The 17817-nt window shown below is 67.1% G+C and carries 16 protein-coding genes and 5 pseudogenes; 10 read left to right on the plus strand and 11 right to left on the minus strand.

Annotated features, from left to right (window positions below; genetic code table 11):
- Window positions 1–87: 87 nt before the first annotated feature.
- Window positions 88–311: pseudogene (locus OG385_RS36430) on the minus strand (helix-turn-helix domain-containing protein).
- Between the two features lie 65 nt (window positions 312–376).
- Between OG385_RS36430 and map the strand changes: the two are divergent.
- The 3 genes and pseudogenes from map to OG385_RS36445 form a co-directional block, all read left to right on the plus strand.
- Window positions 377–1147 (plus strand): type I methionyl aminopeptidase, encoded by a 771-nt coding sequence (gene map, locus OG385_RS36435; protein WP_266862361.1) that lies wholly within the window; start codon window positions 377–379, stop codon window positions 1145–1147.
- 180 nt (window positions 1148–1327) lie between these two features.
- On the plus strand, window positions 1328–1528 hold the full coding sequence (locus OG385_RS36440; protein ID WP_266862363.1) for a transposase: 201 nt from the start codon (window positions 1328–1330) through the stop codon (window positions 1526–1528).
- Window positions 1503–1766 (plus strand): annotated as a pseudogene (locus OG385_RS36445) (transposase); the annotation flags it as partial. The gene OG385_RS36440 and the pseudogene OG385_RS36445, both read left to right, overlap by 26 nt.
- 78 nt (window positions 1767–1844) lie before the next feature.
- On the opposite strand, the gene OG385_RS36450 reads toward OG385_RS36445, so the two are convergent.
- Window positions 1845–2300 carry a VOC family protein gene (locus OG385_RS36450; protein WP_266862365.1) on the minus strand — a complete coding sequence of 152 codons (456 nt, stop codon included), beginning with the start codon at window positions 2298–2300 and terminating at the stop codon, window positions 1845–1847.
- A 490-nt stretch (window positions 2301–2790) separates the two neighbouring features.
- On the opposite strand from OG385_RS36450, the pseudogene OG385_RS36455 reads away from it, so the two are divergent.
- From OG385_RS36455 to OG385_RS36470, 4 genes and pseudogenes are all read left to right on the plus strand, one after another.
- Window positions 2791–3119, plus strand: a pseudogene (locus tag OG385_RS36455) (ISAzo13 family transposase); the annotation flags it as partial.
- Window positions 3120–3608: 489 nt separating this feature from the next.
- A complete protein-coding gene (locus tag OG385_RS36460) occupies window positions 3609–4397 on the plus strand; it encodes a dienelactone hydrolase family protein (protein ID WP_266862367.1) in 789 nt (262 codons plus the stop codon).
- A 249-nt stretch (window positions 4398–4646) separates the two neighbouring features.
- Window positions 4647–5498 (plus strand): serine hydrolase, encoded by an 852-nt coding sequence (locus tag OG385_RS36465; protein WP_266862369.1) that lies wholly within the window; start codon window positions 4647–4649, stop codon window positions 5496–5498.
- A 648-nt stretch (window positions 5499–6146) separates the two neighbouring features.
- Window positions 6147–7139 (plus strand): aldo/keto reductase, encoded by a 993-nt coding sequence (locus tag OG385_RS36470; RefSeq protein ID WP_266862371.1) that lies wholly within the window; start codon window positions 6147–6149, stop codon window positions 7137–7139.
- Window positions 7140–7239: 100 nt separating this feature from the next.
- On the opposite strand, the gene OG385_RS36475 is transcribed toward OG385_RS36470, so the two are convergent.
- From OG385_RS36475 to OG385_RS36495, 6 genes and pseudogenes are all read right to left on the minus strand, one after another.
- Window positions 7240–8322: an IS630 family transposase gene (locus OG385_RS36475; RefSeq protein ID WP_266862502.1), complete on the minus strand. Its 1083-nt coding sequence runs from the start codon at window positions 8320–8322 to the stop codon at window positions 7240–7242.
- A gap of 167 nt (window positions 8323–8489) precedes the next feature.
- Window positions 8490–9755, minus strand: a complete 1266-nt coding sequence (locus tag OG385_RS36480) for an IS701 family transposase (protein WP_266850846.1) — start codon at window positions 9753–9755, stop codon at window positions 8490–8492.
- Window positions 9756–10293: 538 nt separating this feature from the next.
- A pseudogene (locus tag OG385_RS36485) lies at window positions 10294–10443 on the minus strand (IS5/IS1182 family transposase); the annotation flags it as partial.
- Between the two features lie 79 nt (window positions 10444–10522).
- Window positions 10523–10735: pseudogene (locus OG385_RS37495) on the minus strand (DDE-type integrase/transposase/recombinase); the annotation flags it as partial.
- A gap of 18 nt (window positions 10736–10753) precedes the next feature.
- The gene (locus OG385_RS36490; RefSeq protein ID WP_266862373.1) at window positions 10754–11191 is read right to left on the minus strand and encodes an IS3 family transposase; all 438 of its coding nucleotides are present in this window, start codon (window positions 11189–11191) and stop codon (window positions 10754–10756) included.
- Window positions 11188–11496 carry a transposase gene (locus OG385_RS36495; RefSeq protein WP_266862375.1) on the minus strand — a complete coding sequence of 103 codons (309 nt, stop codon included), beginning with the start codon at window positions 11494–11496 and terminating at the stop codon, window positions 11188–11190. Before OG385_RS36495 ends, OG385_RS36490 begins: the two co-directional genes overlap by 4 nt.
- A gap of 263 nt (window positions 11497–11759) precedes the next feature.
- Between OG385_RS36495 and OG385_RS36500 the strand changes: the two genes are divergently transcribed.
- Both OG385_RS36500 and OG385_RS36505 read left to right on the plus strand, forming a co-directional pair.
- Window positions 11760–13295: a reprolysin-like metallopeptidase gene (locus tag OG385_RS36500; protein WP_266862376.1), complete on the plus strand. Its 1536-nt coding sequence runs from the start codon at window positions 11760–11762 to the stop codon at window positions 13293–13295.
- A 254-nt stretch (window positions 13296–13549) separates the two neighbouring features.
- Window positions 13550–13849, plus strand: coding sequence for a hypothetical protein (locus OG385_RS36505; RefSeq protein ID WP_266862377.1), 300 nt, complete (start codon window positions 13550–13552; stop codon window positions 13847–13849).
- A gap of 75 nt (window positions 13850–13924) precedes the next feature.
- On the opposite strand, the gene OG385_RS36510 is transcribed toward OG385_RS36505, so the two are convergent.
- On the minus strand, window positions 13925–14245 hold the full coding sequence (locus OG385_RS36510; RefSeq protein ID WP_266862379.1) for a hypothetical protein: 321 nt from the start codon (window positions 14243–14245) through the stop codon (window positions 13925–13927).
- Between the two features lie 624 nt (window positions 14246–14869).
- Window positions 14870–15259 carry a helix-turn-helix domain-containing protein gene (locus tag OG385_RS36515; protein ID WP_266862381.1) on the minus strand — a complete coding sequence of 130 codons (390 nt, stop codon included), beginning with the start codon at window positions 15257–15259 and terminating at the stop codon, window positions 14870–14872.
- 89 nt (window positions 15260–15348) lie between these two features.
- Here OG385_RS36515 and OG385_RS36520 point away from each other — a divergent pair, with 89 nt between their 5' ends.
- Complete coding sequence (locus OG385_RS36520; RefSeq protein ID WP_266862382.1) at window positions 15349–16281, plus strand: NADP-dependent oxidoreductase; 933 nt, start codon at window positions 15349–15351, stop codon at window positions 16279–16281.
- 453 nt (window positions 16282–16734) lie between these two features.
- On the opposite strand, the gene OG385_RS36525 is transcribed toward OG385_RS36520, so the two are convergent.
- Window positions 16735–17664, minus strand: coding sequence for an NADP-dependent oxidoreductase (locus tag OG385_RS36525; protein ID WP_266862383.1), 930 nt, complete (start codon window positions 17662–17664; stop codon window positions 16735–16737).
- Between the last annotated feature and the right edge of the window lie 153 nt (window positions 17665–17817).

Consider the following 17817-nt stretch of genomic DNA (forward strand, 5'->3'; position numbering starts at 1 on the left):
TCGAGAAGTCCTCTTACGAGAACATCTGCTCAGGTGCGTTGGGCATAGAGGTGGTCGGTCCAACGCCGCGTTCGGGCTGGGCTCGGTCTACACCGCATTGAGGGAGGGGCCAAGGACATCGGCGATCGCCGCGATGGTCGAGAAGGCGGGGTGGCCACGCGAACCGACTCGATCTTCCGGAGGGTCTCCGGTGAGACGCAGGCGGCGAGCGGGACTTCAACCATCGAGCGCTCTGCCCTGGCCCGACGCGGGAGGGCGCCGAGTCGCTGTCCGCGTTCGATCTCTGCAGGAGTGTGCGGCAACCTGACCATGGCTCCGATTCTCGTACCGGTATAGTTTGACCGGTATAGTTATTGGCTGCATAGAAGGACGCCGCGTGATCGAGATCCTGAACCCCACCCTGCTGGCCCGAGCGAAAGACACAGGTGCCCTGGTCGCTGACATCCTGCAGACACTGAAGAGCCGTAGCACGATCGGCACGAATCTTCTGGACATCAACCGGTGGACCGAGGCCATGATCGTCAAGGCGGGAGCGAAGTCCTGCTACGTCGACTATGCGCCATCCTTCGGACGCGGCCCGTTCGGCCACTACATCTGCACGGCCGTCAATGACGCCGTGCTTCACGGACGGCCATACGACTACACGCTTGCCGACGGAGATCTGCTGACACTCGACCTCGCCGTCTCCAAACGCGGGATCGCTGCAGACGCTGCCATCAGCTTCATCGTGGGCGACGCAAAACCCTCAGAGAGCGTCGCGATGATCAGTGCAACCGAGCGCGCGCTGGCCGCAGGGATCGCGGCTGTCGGGCCCGGGGCTCGCATCGGAGACATCTCCCATGCCATCGGCACGGTCCTCAGCGAAGCGGGGTACCCGATCAACACCGAGTTCGGAGGCCATGGCATCGGATCAACGATGCACCAGGACCCGCACGTTTCGAACACCGGACGGCCTGGCCGTGGATACAAACTGCGCCCTGGGCTGCTGCTGGCACTGGAGCCCTGGGTCATGGCGGACACCGCTGAACTCGTCACTGATGCCGACGGGTGGACGCTCCGAAGCGCGACAGGCTGCCGGACAGCCCACAGTGAGCACACGATCGCCATCACCGACGACGGAGCCGAGATCCTCACCTTGCCGAAGTAGACGCAGCCGTGAGGTCGGAGCCCCCGTGTTCCGCTCAGGCCGCCGTGCCGGAGCCGACCACTGGGAGAACCGGTTGAACGATTCGACCTTGTTGGCCGCCGGGGTCACCCGGCGGCGCAGCGGTGCATGAGCTAGGGCGTGTATCGAAAGTGGATCTTGAGTGATGAATGATCGTGGTTCATGGCGCGGGGAGACCTGACGGATGCACAGTGGGCGGTGTTGGAGCCGTTGTTGCCCGAGGGAGTGAGGGTGGGACGGCCGCCCATCTGGCCCCGGCGGCAGCTGATCGACGGCATACGGTTCGGGGTCCGGACCGGTGTTCCGTGGCGGGACGTGCCTGTCGAGTACGGGCGGGCCAGGTCGGCCACGCGTTCGCCCTGATCGCGTGAGGGCTGACAAGGCGTACGCCTCCCGCAGAAACCGTGCCTACCTGCGCCGACGCGGCATCCGTTGCACCATCCCGGACAAGGCCGACCAGGCACGTAACCGCAAGAAGCTGGGCTCTCGCGGCGGCAGGCCACCCAGATTCGACGCCGAGGACTACAAGGCTCGGCATGCGGTCGAGCGCGGCATCAACCGACTTAAAAGGCACAGGGCAGTGGCCACGAGGTACGACAAGCTCTCCGTTCGCTACGAGGCGACTGTGCTGGTCGCAGCCGTGAACGAGTGGCTGTGACCAGCGCCGGCGCGACGGCCGTCAGACGATGTCGAATTCGTTGTCCTCGGGGTCCTGCATGGCGGTGGCGTAGAGCCCCATGTCCGGCTCATCCTTGATCCGCAACACGGTGGCACCAGCTTTGACCAGCCGTTCAACCGTAGCCTTGACCCGCTGCGTGCGGACGTCCAGTGGAACTTCACGGCCCCCACCGACCTTCAAGTCGAAGTGCCACCGGTTCTTGGCGACCTTCGGCTCGGGAACCTGCTGGAACCACACCCTCGGTCCACGTCCCGCGGGATCGATGATCGACTCCGGAATATCCCCGGCTCCGGCCGGCAACTCTGCCTCGGGCACCCCCACCGCCGCCCAGTAAGCACGCCATGTGGCGTGCCCGCCCGGCGGAGGCTCAGGCACGTAGCCCACGGCCTCGGCCCAGAAAGTCACCATTCTCTGCGGATCGGAGCAGTCAATCGTCAGCTGCAGCGTCATCTCCATGCTCGGAGAATCCCAGACAGGTCTGACAGACGATCCACTTTCGCAACAGGCTCTGGCGCAACAGCTGCATGGTGCGGATCACGCGGCGCGCCGACCTCGCGGAAGGCGGCATAGGGGGCGTTCTCCTTCAACACCGAGCGCAGACGCTTGAGAAGCGTGGCGGTGGAGATGGCGCTGCCCTTGCGCACGGAGACGGCCACGCGCCTGAGGGCGGGACTGGGGCTCAATGCGGTCGGAGTCGAATGACGTTCTTGCCCGGCTCGCCGATCAGTGCGTCGATGTGCACGTACTCGCTCTGCTCGGAGGGCCGGTGGAAGGCCAGTTCCTGATCCTGGGCTTCAAGTGGAAGCCCAGGCGGGGGGGGCGAGAGCGTGAAGACAGGGGAGCTTTGGCCTCCTTCAGCTGAGGGCTTGGCGGAGGGCGGGGCGGCTGTTGATGAGGGTGTTGGGGAGATCACCGCGTCGAAGTCGGCCAGGCCGCAGGCGCTATCTGGGGCAACGTGGGCACCGATCACGACACCGCCGCGTTCGCAGTGGAATCGATCCGCCGCTGGTGGTCCGGTCAGGGCCGAGCTGCCTACCCGCAGGCGACATGACGGCTCATGACCGCCGACGCGGGCGGCCCGAACGGCTACCGCACCCCGGGCCTGGAAGCTTGGACTCGCCCGGCTCGCTTCCGAAACAGGACTCACGATCGCCGTCTGCCACCTGCCGCCGGGTACATCGAAGTGGAACAAGATCGAGCACCGGCTCTTCTCACGCAAACTGGCGCGGCCGCCCGCTGACCAGCCACGAAGTCATCGTCCGGTCCATCGCAGCGAGGGCGAGCGGGGACTCGCAGCGGAGCCGCGCTAGAGCCTCGGTAGGAGTCGGGTCTGCGGCCGCCACCGCTGCACCCGTGGCCTGCGCTGCCCTCACCTTTTCTACACTCACCGCTTCCGTCGTACCGACCCGAGCCGCCAGCGGTGCGCCACCGTTGAGGTAACTGGCCACACTGTGGCGGTGACGCGAGGTCAGGGCGGGCCGGTCGCACGGCGCCTGTCCCACGGGAGGCGCTACAAGTCGTGCCTCATCGAGCGCGGAAGAACAGCACCCAACTGCCCACCTGTGGGGGCGGCTTCACTGACTACTGCATCCTCCCCGCCGCGGCCGCCGCGGCATCGTTCCCCTCAGATGCACCCGGGTGATCTGCCCCCCCGCCAGCTCGCAGGCATGGCCACGCACGCGCTCCCGGGGCATGAAGGCGCGGGCGGAGCGTGAACTGATCAAAACCCCTGCATCCGGGCGCGGATCGTGACACAGTCCGGCCGTGACTTACGAAGATGAGTTTCACGTCGTCGACGAACAGCCGGTCATCGAGGTGCCCGGCGCACCCACCCGCATGTCCGCCTATCTGGCCCGTCCCGCTGCCATGGGCGATCACCCGGTCGTCCTCGTCGGCACGGAACTGTGGGGTGTGAACGAGGACGCGCGTGCCGTGGCCCGCCGCGTCGCTGCCCTCGGTTTCGTAGCGATTGTCCCGAACCTCTACCACCGCACCGATCCGGACTCGGCGGAGGGCTTTCCCCACTCCGACGCGAACCGCACCCACGCCTTCGAGCTGGTGGCCCGGATGACCCGTGACGAGGTCGAGGCAGACCTGCGGGCGGCGGCCGCCCACGCCCGCACCTATGCGGGCGCCGCGGACCGCACCGGCATGCTGGGCTTCAGCCTCGGCGGCCACTTCGCCTACTTCGCGGCGACCCGGCTGCCCCTCGCGGCGGCCGCGATCTACTACCCGGGCTGGCTTCCCACGACCGGCACGGCACTCAGCCGCCCGGCCCCGCTCCTCGACGACACGGGCGCGATCGCGACGCACGGTACCCGCCTCGCCCTCTTCTTCGCCGAACGTGACCACGTCATCGACGCGGCCCAAGTCGACGCGGTCCGCCGCGCGCTCACAGCAGCGGGCGTACGCCACGAGGTAACCGTCCACCCTGACGCCGCGCACGCTTTCTTCTTCCCGGGGTGCGAGACGTACGACAAGACGGCGGCGGACGCGTCGTGGGAGCACGTGGTGCGGCTGTTCCGCGACGAACTGCGAGTTCCGCTGACGTGACGCTCCGGCTATCGGCGCCGTCGAGGACAGATGGCGGGATCACCGGCAGGTGATCGACGGGATCTTGCGCCGGTACGGACTGGGGGGGAGTGGCGTGATGCCTGAGCGGTTCGGGCCGTGGAAGACGGTCCATGAACGCCATCAGCTTGCTTGCTCGCCAGGTCTACCGGCGGGTGGCCGTCAACCGGCACCGGATGCCCGCCGGAAGCAGCTTGCCCGGTCCCTCGTCCCTACCACTGAAAGCCTGCCATGAGTCCCGTCCCCACCTGCATCCTCAGTAGCAACGAAGCACCGCAGGCCCTGCATGGACATGCGGTCGACGCATACGTCCAGATTGGCTCACTGAGCAAGATCCTTACCGGAACCGCTCTGGCCCAGTTCGCAGCGAAGGGCGTGCTGGAGTCGGACTCCCCGCTGGAACAGTTCTTGCCCGTTCCGCCGGGTACCGGTATCACCTTGAAGCATCTCGCCCAGCACACTTCCGGACTGCCCCGGCTTCCCCCGCACATGAGACGGCGTGACCCGTACTCCGCCTTCGACGATGACGCCTTGCACGGCGTGCTCCGGAGACTGGATACCCTCGCCACTGCTGCCCCGGGCCGCACGGAGGAGTACTCCAACCTCGGATACTCCGTCCTTGGAGCCGCGCTGACTGCCGCCTCAGGCATGTCCTACCAGGGCCTCTTGGACCACTACGTCCTCGCCCCTCTGGACATCACCGAGGTAACGAGCAATCCGCCGTCAGATCGACAACTCCACAGCCGCGGACTGTTCGGCCGTGCACGGCGTCCCTGGACCATGTCCGGCCCGATCCTCCCCGCCGGCGGGCTCTGGGCCACCCCGCGTGCCGTTGCGGACCTGGTGGCCGCCCTCCTCGTAGATCGGAAACTGGGGGAGCCCGCTATGTCCTGGCAGAAGGCCGGTAGCGTGCTCTGGCACAACGGCGCCACCGGTGACGCTTCTGTCTTCACCGGCGCTGTGCCGGACGGCAGGTGGGTAGTGGTCCACCGCCTCACCCGACGAGCCGACCGTACCGACGAACTTGGCATCAAGCTTCTACAGCAGGCCAGACCCGGCAGCTCTGCTGGCCCCAAGCCCTGAACGGCCTGTCCCAACGACGAAATACCGAGTGGGTCTTGCTCTCGGTAATTACGGTTAGCGCCTTCAGCGCTTGCGCCCACGGGGCGTATGCCCAGCGCCACGTTGACCGGCTGGGCTGGTGTCGAGCATGTGCCGAGGGCCACGACACCAAGGACGGGGACATTGCCCGCCTCTCGCAGCTCGGGGCCCGGCACATCAACTTCCTGGGCCGCTACCTGTTCACCGTCAAGGCCAGCGCCGCCGGCCAGGGGCTGCCCCCGCTGCGGGACCCGGACGCCGTCGAGGACAGCGAAGGCGGGGAGAGATGGGCGATGCACCCGACCTGTCGGGCCGTTCGTTTTCGTAGCGGAGTTCCCGCGCAGATACCCGTGACCGGTAGGAGAAGAGGACGCCATGTCCCGCACGAAGGTCCGGCCGCTGGGCCGCTGCACCCGCTGGTGAAGACGGCCGGGAGATACGCGATGCCCGGGCCCTGTGGCGACCTGCTGCGGTGGACCGCTTCACCCTCACCCACTCCCGCCGCGCCTGACCCGCCGGCGGGGGGCCGGTCCTCCAACTTGACTTCGAGTGCGCTCCAAGTCCTAGTTTCGAGGCGTTCGTCAACTCACGGTACCGCCCGGTCCGCCGGGCAGGAGGAGTATCCCGCGCATGATCACCCGAACCACGCTCGGCTCGACCGGTCTCATCGTCAGCGCGATGGGCCTGGGGTGCATGGGGATGAGCGAGAGCTATGGCGCCGCCGACTGGGACGGCGGCCTGGCCACCATCGACCGGGCCCTGGAGCTGGGCATCACGTTCCTGGACACCTCCGACTCCTACGGCACCGGGCACAACGAGGTGCTGGTGGGCCGGGCCATCCACGGCCGCCGCGACCAGGTGCAGCTGGCCACCAAGTTCGGCATCGACCGCAGTGCCGGCGACCGGGCACGCCACATCCGCGGTGCCCGGGACTACGTGCTGCGCTCCTGCGACGCTTCGCTGCTGCGGCTGGGCGTCGAGGTGATCGACCTGTACTACGCCCACCGCCCGCCCCAGGACGTGGAGATCGAGGAGACCGTCGGGGCGATGGCCGAGCTGGTCGAGGCGGGCAAGGTCCGCCATCTGGGTCTGTCCGAGGTCGATGGCGAGCTGCTGCGCCGGGCGCACGCGGTGCACCCGATCACCGCGGTGCAGAGCGAGTACTCGTTGTGGAGCCGCGACGTTGAGGCGGTCACCCCGGTGATGGCCGAGCTGGGGGTCGGGCTGGTCCCGTACTCGCCGCTGGGGCGAGGGTTCCTGACCGGCACCCTGGACCGCTCCACACTCGGCGAGAAGGACTTCCGGCGCACCAACCCCCGCTTCGCCGGCGAGGCGGGCGAGGCCAACGAGAAGATCGCGCAGACCGTGCGCGAGGTGGCCGACCGGCTGGGTGCCACCCCGGCCCAGGTGGCGCTGGCCTGGGTGTACGCCCAGGCCGAGCGGCTCGGGGTGGCGGTGGCGACCATTCCGGGCACCCGCAGCCCTGCCCGGCTGGAGCAGAACGCGGCCGCGCTGGAGCTCACCCTGGACGCCGAGGCGCTGGCCGCGCTGGACCCGCTGAGCGACCAGGTGATCGGCGAGCGCTACACCCCCGCGCACACCGCTGAGGTCGCTCGGGGTTAGGTCGTGTCCGGCGGATCATGGATGGCCGCTGCTCACTGAGACTAGGGTCTGGCCATGGGATCGATGGGGGATGGTTTCCGGAGTCGTTGGGCCATCGTGGCTAGTGTTCTGAGTCGGGAATTCTGTTCAGATAGCTGGCGAGGCGTTCGAGGATTTCGTCTGCGGTCTTCGTCCAGACGTAGGGCTTCGGGTCGGTGTTCCAGGCACTGATCCAGTTGCGGATGTCCTTCTCAAGGGCGTGGACGGATTTGTGGACGCCTCGCCGTATCTGTTTGTTGGTGAGTTCGGCGAACCATCGCTCGACGAGGTTGAGCCAGGACGAGCCGGTTGGTGTGAAGTGCAGGTGGAACCGGGGGTGGGCCACCAGCCACTTCTTGATGGCGGGTGTCTTGTGGGTGGCGTAGTTGTCACAGACGAGGTGGACTTCCAGGTCACCAGGCACCTCTTTGTCGAGCTTGACTAGGAACTTCTTGAATTCCTCGGCCCGGTGCCTGCGGTGCAGGGAGCTGATCACCTTGCCGGTGGCCACCTCGAGTGCGGCGAACAACGTGGTGGTGCCGGCGCGGACGTAGTCATGGGTCGCCCGCTCGGGAACACCGGGCATCATCGGCAGCACCGGCTGCGACCGATCCAGGGCCTGGATCTGCGACTTCTCATCCACGCAGAACACCAACGCCCGTTCGGGCGGGTCCAAGTAGAGACCGACGACGTCGTGGACCTTGTCGACGAAGTACGGATCGGTTGACAGTTTGAAGGTCTCCGAGCGATGTGGCTGCAGGCCGAACGCCCGCCAGATCCGGGACACCGACGACTGGGACAGACCCATCTCTTTCGCCATCGACCGCGTCGACCAGTGTGTCGCGTTCTTCGGGATGGACTCCAGCGTCCTGGTGACGACCGCGGCGACCTGGTCGTCCGTCACTGTCCTGGGGCCACCCGGACGTGGCATGTCACCCAGACCTGCGATTCGATATTGCACGAATCGGGCCCGCCAGCGGCCCACTGCCTGTGGTGTGGAACCGAGTTGAGTAGCCACGTCCTTGTTGGAGGTGCCTTCGGCGCAGGCCAGGATGATCCGGCACCGCAATGCCCACGCCTGCGGCGTGGAACGACGCCGCACCCACTCCTCAAGTGCGGCCCGTTCCTCATCCGACAGAGTCAACTCGGCCTTCGGCCGCCCCATCCGCGCCATACAACAAGCCTACACATATACGCGGAATTCCTGACTCGGAACACTAGTAGGGCTTGGTCAGGTCAGTACGAGCGTGGGTATGTCGCGGTGGCAGGTGGGGCAGGCGCCGGCCCAGACCGCGAGGAGTATCTGCAGCTCGCGGACGACTTGGTAGAGGCTCAGACCGGCGCCGTGTCTTTTGGGGCTCTGGCCAGTCGTTGCAGGGTGCAGAAGGCGTGGGCGACGGAGACGAGTGTGACGTGGTGGTGCCAGCCGTTGAAGGTGCGGCCCTCGAAATGGGTCAGGCCCAGGGCCTGTTTCATCTCCCGGTAGTCGTGCTCGATGCGCCAACGGAGCTTGGCGAGGCGGACCAACGTGGTCAGTGGAGTGTCGGTGGGCAGGTCGGAGAGCCAGAACTGGACCGGTTCGGGTTCGTTTGCCGGCCACTCGGCCAGCAGCCAGCACTCCGGCAACTGCGGGCCCTGGACCGCCTGACGGATCTCGCGTCCGGCGGGGCGAATCCGCAGGGCGACAAACCGCGAGTACATGCGCTTGAAGCCGCTGCGGCTGGTGCCAGGCCGCGAGCCCTCCCGCCATTGCACGGGTTTGGCCGCCTTCCGGCCTGCTTCCATGGCCAGTTGTTTCACCGACTGTGGTTTGTCCAGATACTTCACAACCGGTGGGCGTCCGGTTCCGGAGTACGGAACGGCCACGGGAACGGCCTGGCCGGGGTGGGCCGTGAGCGTCGTGGAGATCCCGACGACGTAATTCAGGCCGCGGGCCTGAACACCGAGCCGGAAAGCGGTGGCGTCGCCGTATCCAGCGTCCGCGATGGCCAACGGGATCTCAATGCCCCACGAGCGCGTCTCGTCCAGCATGTCCAGGGCCAGCTGCCACTTCTCCACGTGCCCGACATCGTCGGGAATGCCACAGGAGGCGCGGCGGGCGACCCTGTCCGGGTTCGCCTTCGGCGAGGCCGCATCCCACGTCTCGGGCAGGAACAGCCGCCAGTCCACCGCCGAGGAGGCGTGATCGGAGGCCAGGTGCAGCGAAACGCCCACCTGGCAGTTGGTGACCTTGCCGGCGGTGCCGGTGTACTGCCGCGACACACACGCCGAAGCATTTCCGTCCTTGAGGAAGCCGGTGTCGTCGAAGATCAGCGCGCTCGGCTGGATCGCCGCCTCCATTTTCCACGCCAGCCGGGCCCTGATGTGTGAGGGGTCCCACGGACTGGTGGTGACGAAGTGAGCCAGCGCCTGCCGGTTCCCCTCCTCCCCGAGGCGGGCCGCCATCGGCTCGACGGACTTCCGCTTGCCGTCGGTCAACAGCCCGCGCAGGTAGACCTGCCCCCAGCGACGTTGATCCTTTCTCGCGAACGGCTCGAACACCTCCGCCGCAAACGTCTCCAACTCACCACGCACACAGGCAATCTCGTCCGGAGTCACACCCTCTCAACGCCGGACCACACCCAACGGACACGCTCCACCACCATCAACATGACCAAGCCCTACTAGGACGCTGGTCAAGCGTCCGTGGCTTTTCGCGAGCTGGGTTCTGCTCGCAGTTCTGGCGGTTGCCGCCCTGAAGACCGTGCCGCAACCGTGGAGCGCGGGCGTCTATCCCGTTGTCTTGTTTGTCGCGCTGCCACTGATTTCTCGGACGCCGCATCAGAAGGGGTGATTCCACTCCGGGCCGAAGCCAGAGTCGGATCTGCGGCCGTGACGGTGCCATGGAAAACGTACGCCCGCTTGTCGTAACGGGTCGGTGCGCCACGAGGCGCCATGGAATCGAGTGAGGTGAGAGACCTTCACCACCGAGGATCCCTTCCGGACGAGTCCATCTGTCGTGATCTTCGTAGTGGGCGGGTGGTAGCCACTGCGACGTGCGGGGCACGGCATTGGCCCATTCGATGGGTAAGCAGCACTTTTGTCTGGCGCCTCGGAGGTATCAGGCATCAGAAGGCCAGGGCGCGGACCCGTCCATCTCCAGTAGGCCGCCCTTGCGGAGTTCTGCCAGCAGGACCTCGTGGAGGCGGGGCCATACCCCCGCTTCGGTCCAGTCCTGCAGACGCCTCCGGGCCGTCACTCCGCTGCAGCCGATCTGTTCCCCGGGGACGTCCCGCCAGCTCACCCCAGGACTGCCTGCCGAGCAGTTCGTTCTTCAACGTCGAGAAGAACGACTCCGCCAGGGCGTTGTCCCAGCACTGTCCGGTGCGCCCCACGGGCAGGCGGACGTTCAACTGCGCCGCGAGTGGGGCGAGTTCGTGACTTGTGTATTGGCAGCCGCGGTCGGAGTGGAAGATCACGTGCTCAGTCGGTCGACGGGTGCGGCAGGCGGTGGTGAGGGTGTCGGCGACCAGGCTCGTGCGCAGGTGGTCGGCGGTGGTCCAGCCGACGACGCGGCGGATGGCGATGGCGATGTCGATGACGGTGGGTAGGTAGAGCTAGCCCTCGTCGGTGGGGATGTAGGTGATGTCGCCGCACCAGCGCGTGTCAGCGCCGGCAGGGTTCGGCTGGAAGTCGCGTAGGACCAGGTCAGGGCGGATGGCCGCTTTGGGGTCCGGGATGGTGGTGCGCTGGCGGCGTCGGCGTGTGATCCCGGTCAGATCCGCCTGCTGCATCAGTCTGGCGACTCGCCGTCGCCCGCAGACAGTGCCGTCGCGGTTGAGGGCGGCCTTCACGCGCGGGGAGCCGTAGGTGTCTCGGGAGCGAGCGTGGACCGCACGGATCTTCTCGGTCAGCTCAGCATCGTCACTGGTGCGGGCGCTGGGGCCTGAGCGGCGGGCGAAGTAGGCGGCACGGGAGACCTTCAGCAGCTCACATGCGCGTGTGACGCTGGGGCCTGCCTGCTTCTCCGCCTCGATGAACGGGTGGACGTTCACCGGGTCTCCTTCGCGAAGAAAGCCGTGGCTCGCTTGAGGACCTCCACGTCCTCGCGCAGACGGCGGTTCTCCCGCCGCAACGCGGCCGGCTCGTCACGTTCGTTGCCGGTCAAGCCATCCCGCTCGCCGGCGTCGACTTCTGCTTGCCGGACCCAGTCACGCATCCGGGTCTCGACCAGGTCGAAGTCCGTGGCGACCTGGCCGATCGAGCGGTCGCCGCGGCGGCACAGCTCAACGATCTCGGCCTTGAACTCCGGCGTGAACGAGCGGCGAGCGCGACGAGGCTTCTTCCCCATGCTCTCCATGATGGACATCCTCCCGGGGACGAACCCCTGATCTCGAATGTCCGCCAAACCGGAGCAAGCTCAAAACGCCAAGCTTATGGCCGGGCATGCACGAGTCTGTCCGGGCCGACCTGACGGTCCAGGCGGTGTCCGGCGGACCCCGCCGCCCCCTCTGTTCGGGTGAACCGGAGACCGGTCGGTCGTGTGGGAACGTCTTACCGGCGTGGCGTGGTCTTCGGTGCGGGATACAAGGCGGAAATCCTCACGGAAGGCTCCTCCATCTCATGCGTCCTCGATTCCTGCTCGCCACCACCCGCGCGGCGACCGCTGTCGCTGCCGGCCTGTCACTGGTCCTGACCGCACCTGCCGCCTCGGCCAGACCAGGCGGCGGTGATCACGAGCCCTGGGTACTGCGGAGTGCCGCACAGCGCACGGACGCCAAGGCGTTCCGTTCGCTGTGCGGCAAGCAGAAGGAGGGCAGACCCGAGCGTCGTACCTTCCCGCTGTTCGAGCACGGTAAGCCCTTCACCGCGGTGCAGGACTTCCAGCGACTGGACAAGAACGGCACGGTGTACTGGAGCGGCCACGACCCGAAGAATGTCCAGAAGACCATCTCGGTGTCCGTGATCGGAGCCTGCGGCAAGGGGCCGGTCACGCTCTCCGGCACGATCGAGGCCGGCTTCCGCCAGTACGCCTATGAGCCGCTGGCGAAGCGGCCGGGCTGGTACATGCTGAAGGAGATCGACCCCCTGAAACTGCCGCCCAACGGGCACGGTGTCGACACGGTCGACGTCCGCGCGACAAAGCCGAACAAGCCACACAAGCCCGGTACGAGGGCCGCCACGCCGAACAATCCGGCAGCCATCGACATCGTCGCGGCCTACACCCCGGCCACTGTCGCCGAACTCGGCAGTGTCTCGGCGGTCGTGTCCCGTATCAACTACGGCGTGAACCAGCTCAACAGGGCGCTCGCGGACAGCAATGTGCCGGCCAGCGTGCATGTCATCAACACCTACGAGACCGCGGCCACCGGGGTCCATCGCGAGAACGTGAACACGCTGCTGAGTATGATCAGCAGCCCTACAAACACGGTCCTCGGCAGCGCGGCCGCATCCCAACGGCTGCTGTACGGCGCCGACCTGGTTGCGTTGTTCGCCTCCGTCCCCGCGGAGGACAGTTCCGGGGCGTCCGACCTGCCCACTCCTCGCCCGTCAGCGGCAACCTCCGGTGCCGCGTTCTCGGTCACCAGCATTTTCTCCGTGACGGCATGGGAGAACCTCGCACACGAGATCGGCCACAACTTCGGCATGCAGCACGACCGCCTGACGTACATGAGGCAAGGCTCAACGCCGCCCGAGGGCTCGTCCAACTACGGCTGGATCACGCCCGACGGACAGCACCGCACGCTCATGGCCTACTCCAACGCCTGCCCCCAGGCGTGCAACGTCGTCAACGAGTACTCCAACCCCGACAGGTTCTGGGGCAACCAGCCTCTCGGCGACGCCATGAACAACAACGCAGCCGTCGCACGGCAGAACGCCGACATCCTGGCCGCCTACCGTGCCCCCACGAGGCCCGTGAACCGCCACTCCCTCACCGTGTCCGTCACCCCGAACACCGGCGGCACGGTCAGGATCAGCGAATTCGGTCCGTACGATCCCAACACGCGGGTCACCGTCAGCGCCTTCCCCAACCCCGGCTACCGGTTCGACGCCTGGGCGGTCGACGGCGTGGAATTGGCGGGAAGCAATCCGAGCCACGAGATCACCATGAACGCCAACCGGACCATCAACGCGCTGTTCGCCCCGATCGAGTCGTAGACGTCTCCCACGTCTCAACAGCCCAGGGCAGAGCCACGGCACGATCGTGCGCCGGCCGCGATCGCGAAGCAGATACCCGGCACGCCCGGGCCACGTTGCCACCTCAGCCGGCGTCGCCCCCGCGTCGTAAGGAAGCCCCTCGGGCCGAACGAGAGGTGCCCAAGGACCCCGGCCAAGACGTCCGTTCCAGCGGTCATTGCAACGCCCCGGTTCAGCGGGATGCGATGCGCTTCGAGAGCCGGGAGCTGCGGACCGTGGCTCAGGAACGCATGCAGTTGTCGCATGAGCGGGAGGCGTACTTCCCGCTCATGCAGCAGGGCGTCAGCGCCACCAAGGCATGTCAGACCGTCGGCTCTGGCTCGAAGACCGCCCGACGACAACACAACTTGGAAAAAGTGCTCGGCGTCCGCGACGTCGTGAACAACCAGACCGGCGGAGCGGGTTACCAGATCTGCCGGGGGTACAACGGCACCAACTGTGGCGACGTCAACCGTCTGGTCACCACCATCTCGTACGACATGACGCCGGTGAACTCGGTGGTCCTCGTGAAGTGACGCCGCTGTCCTGACGCGGCACCAGGTGCCCGTCCCCGTCGTTCGCGGCAGGCGCTGGCACCTGTGCGTCCTGGGTCAGGTGGCGTCGAAGCGGGCGACGGGGGAGATGGAGACACGGGCATCGGCTCCGATGCTCACGGTCGTGCTCTTGCCGCTGGAGTCGTGCACGGTGACCTTCTGTGAGGTGACGATCTCGATGCAGAAGCCGGTGCCGCAGGGGAAGACCGGCCACTGGAACGCCGTGCCGCCGGGCCCGATGGGGGAGACGCGCTGGCTTGTGGTGACGAACCGCAGCCCGGGGTCGCTCTGCCGGCACACCGAGTTGGCCTTCTGGGTGCGGCCGTCGATGCTGATGGACGCGTTCGAGGGAAGCCACGGATGAACAGCTCCGCACACGCGGTGCACGGGTCGAGTACGCCGTTCGAGCAGTTGCGGCCGGTGAGGTTCTGGTAGAAGCGGAAGAGGGTGTTCTCCAGAGGCTGGACGCCGGTCTCGATCTGAATGTACGGGGCCCCTTCGGCCTGCCGCGGGAGCGGGGAGACCGTGGCGACCGTGCGCCAGGTCGCGTACGGGCGATCCGGGTAGCAGCGGTCGACCGGCACGGGCACCGCCGGCACGGGCGAGGGGAAGGAGCAGTGCGGGTTGTCCTCGCACTGCCGCCCAGCAGACTCTCGCCGCCGCCGAGGACGGCGACAGGACCCCGTATCGGGAACCGTCCTTGGACCTGGCGCCTCAACGCCAGTCCAGCGCTCAGCGCCGCGCGGATGCCGTCAGTTCCGTCGATATCCGAGAGCAAGTTGATCAACGAACGCCTCCGTAACTCGTCGATAGACGCTGTTCCTGGAGAGGCTCTGGCACAGATTTTGTTGTCCCGTCTCACTCAATAGAGTCACTTCTCAACGAACCGAGTCGTTCGTCCTTCTGTCTCAGCGAACCTGGTCGCGCGGCTGAGTGCGCTGGGGTGCTGGACGGCCGTACCGGCTGGGGTGAGTCTGAAGGGGCGGTCCCTGGCGGGAGGTCTCAGTCGCTATGGGCGACCGACGCAGGGTCGGCGTCGAGCGCATCGAGCGCTTCGAGCACTGCGTCGCCGTTCGCCCTGGCCCACTCGGTCAGCATGTGGATCGGCTCGATCAGCGTGGCCCCGAGCGAGGTGAGCTCGTACTCGACGCGTGGCGGCGCCTCGGTGTAGGCGTGGCGGCGGATGAGTCCGTGCGCCTGGAGCCGTCGGAGCGTCTGGGTGAGCATTTTGCGGGAGATGCCGCCGATCAGCTCGATCAGCTCGCCGTGGCGCACCGGGCCCTTGCTGAGGCCGTAGAGCACGACCACCGTCCACTTGTCGGCGATCACCTCGACCGCCAGCCGCGCCGGACAGTCGGCGAGAAAGGGATCGCCGGGACAGAAACCGCTCATGCGCCAAAGGTACCTGCGCCGAAGGTACCTGCTGGTTCCTATCAGATTCATAGCCTGGGTTCTCTCCCCCCTCCAGAGCCAGGAGAATCATGCGAGTCATCACCCAGCAGACGTTCGGCGGTCCCGAGGTGCTCACCGTCGTGGACGCGCCCGAGCCCCAGCCCCTCCCCACCGAGGTTCTCGTCCGCGTCAAGGCGATCGGGCTGAACCCGCTGGAGGCGCTCCTGCGCGCCGGCGAGTTTCCCCCGCTGCTCGGCCAGCCGCCATTCATTCTCGGCTGGGACATCAGCGGCGTGGTCGAGGAGGGATCGCTGACGTATAGGTTCAGGCCCGGCGACGAGGTGTTCGGGATGCCACTGTTCCCACGGGCGGGGAGCGCTTACGCCGAGGTCGTGTCTGCGCCGGCGTTGCACCTGGCACGCAAGCCTGCGTCGCTCTCGCACGTCGAGGCGGCGGCCCTGCCGGTCGTCGGGCTGACGGCGTGGCAGGGGCTCGTCGACCTCGCCGGCGTGACCGAGGGCGACCGCGTCCTGGTCCACGGCGGTGGTGGCGGTGTCGGCCACGTCGCGATCCAGATCGCGAAAGCGCTCGGTGCGCACGTGATCGCGACCGCCAGCGGGGGCAAGCGGAAGTTCGTCGAGGAGTTCGGCGCGGACGAGGTGATCGACTACACGGCGGTCGACTTCACCGAGGCGGTCCGCGACATCGACGTCGTGCTCGACACGATCGGCGGGGACACCGTCGAGCGGTCGCTCGAAGTACTCCGCCCAGGCGGTCACCTGGTGACGGCGGTCGCCGAGGGGGATTCGGCCCTCGTCGCCAAGTACGCGGCGGCCGGGATGCGCTTCAGCGGCATCGCGGTCGACCCCGATCCGGTCGCCCTGCGAGGGCTCGTCGAACTCGTCGAACAGGGCAGGCTCCGGATCCACGTGCAGGAGACGTTCCCGTTCGAGCGCGTCGCCGTCGCGCACCGGCTGCTCGACGGCGGTCACCTCCAGGGCAAGCTCGTCCTCACCGTCTGATCCCGTCGTGGGGCCTCGCGTGAGTGAGGCCCCACCGAGATGTCCTCTCAGTCCCCGCGGGTCGGCTCCGGTCTTTCGTCTCGGCGAACCGGGTCGATCTGTCTCATCCAACTCAGTCCACGCAGGTCACCGCATGCGGACGACTAGCTTCGTTGAGACAGGACACCTCTGCGAGGCGCGCATGACTTCGTTCACTTGAAACAGCAGCGTTTGGACGTTGGTTTCGGCATCAGTTAGGGATCTTGAAGGCTGCTGCTGTCATGAGAAATGAAGTCACTGCACGGTGACGGCCCGCCGCCCTTCGGGCGGCGGGCCGTTGAGTTAAGGGCTTGGCATGGTCAGCCGGTTGGCCGGTTCCTCGGCTCGGGCTCGCATGCCTATGAGGCGGTAGGAGTGGGTGCCGATCTCGATGATGGCACCGTTGATAGTGAGGCGGTCGGCGACGGCCGGGGATCAGCTCGCTTCGACATCCAGCACGATCTTGCCGCGGGTGTGGCCTTCCTGGACTGCCCGCCAGGCGTCGGCCGCCTCGGCCAAAGGGAAGGTGCGGTCCACGGTGACGGAGAGCTTGTCGGAGTCCGCGAGGGCGCACAGCGCGGCGAGGTCGTCCGAGCTGGGGCGGGCCCACACGAGGTGGCCGCCCTTCTCGGTGACGGTGGCATCGACGATGGAGGCAACCCGCTTCGGGTTCTTGAGCACTTCCTGGGAGACGGCCACCGCGTCACCGCCGACGAAGTCGAGTGCCGCGTCGACGCCGTCGGGCGTCAGCTCGCGCATCCGGTCCGACAGGCTGTCGCCGTAGGTGACGGGTTCGGCGCCGAGCCTGCGGAGGTAGTCGTGATTGCGCTCGCTGGCGGTGCCAATGACGCGCGCTCCACGAGCGACGGCGATCTGCACGCCGAACGAGCCGACTCCGCCGGAAGCCGCGTGGATCAGCACTGTGTCGCCCCTGCCGATGCCGAGCCGCTGGATGGCCTGGTAGGCCGTCAGCCCGGCCAGCGGCAGCCCAGCGGCCTGCAGCCAGTTGAGGGACTCGGGCTTGCGGGCGAGAGTGCGCACTGGCGCGGACACGAGTTCGGCATAGCCGCCGTTCTGCGCCCAGTCCTTGCAGATGTAGCCCACTACCTCGTCGCCGACCTCGAACTCGGTGGCGTCAAAGCCTCTCGCTTCGACGACACCGGACACCTCCCAGCCCGGGATGAAGGGGAAGCGCGCCTCCATGACGTCGTCGAGATAACCGGCGGCGAGCTTCCAGTCCGCCGGGTTGACGCCGGCCGCCTTGACCCGGACGAGGACCTCACCGGGGGCGACCTTCGGGGTCGGCAGGTCTGTGAGCGCCAGGTCTTCTGGGCCCCCGTAACGCTGCAATGTGATTGCCTTCATGATCAATAGCAACGGACGGCGCCGGATACGTATTCCGGTTCCCACTTCGTCTGCGGCATGGACAGGGCTTTTCACCAGGAGCACCTCGATGCCGCGCTGGCAAGTAACCCAGCCCTGTCGAAACTCGTGAACATCGCCCGACCATGGACCTGG

Origin of the sequence: Streptomyces sp. NBC_01306 (genome assembly GCF_026340465.1) — a bacterium.
Classification (GTDB): domain Bacteria; phylum Actinomycetota; class Actinomycetes; order Streptomycetales; family Streptomycetaceae; genus Streptomyces.

Coding starts and splice junctions, on each gene's coding strand:
- OG385_RS36440 (WP_266862363.1), top strand. CDS start 1,328: ATGGCGCGGGGAGACCTGACGGATGCACAGTGGGCGGTGTTGGAGCCG.
- OG385_RS36450 (WP_266862365.1), bottom strand. CDS start 2,300: ATGGAGATGACGCTGCAGCTGACGATTGACTGCTCCGATCCGCAGAGA.
- OG385_RS36465 (WP_266862369.1), top strand. CDS start 4,647: ATGAGTCCCGTCCCCACCTGCATCCTCAGTAGCAACGAAGCACCGCAG.
- OG385_RS36470 (WP_266862371.1), top strand. CDS start 6,147: ATGATCACCCGAACCACGCTCGGCTCGACCGGTCTCATCGTCAGCGCG.
- OG385_RS36475 (WP_266862502.1), bottom strand. CDS start 8,322: ATGGGGCGGCCGAAGGCCGAGTTGACTCTGTCGGATGAGGAACGGGCC.
- OG385_RS36495 (WP_266862375.1), bottom strand. CDS start 11,496: ATGGAGAGCATGGGGAAGAAGCCTCGTCGCGCTCGCCGCTCGTTCACG.
- OG385_RS36500 (WP_266862376.1), top strand. CDS start 11,760: ATGCGTCCTCGATTCCTGCTCGCCACCACCCGCGCGGCGACCGCTGTC.
- OG385_RS36515 (WP_266862381.1), bottom strand. CDS start 15,259: ATGAGCGGTTTCTGTCCCGGCGATCCCTTTCTCGCCGACTGTCCGGCG.
- OG385_RS36520 (WP_266862382.1), top strand. CDS start 15,349: ATGCGAGTCATCACCCAGCAGACGTTCGGCGGTCCCGAGGTGCTCACC.
- OG385_RS36525 (WP_266862383.1), bottom strand. CDS start 17,664: ATGAAGGCAATCACATTGCAGCGTTACGGGGGCCCAGAAGACCTGGCG.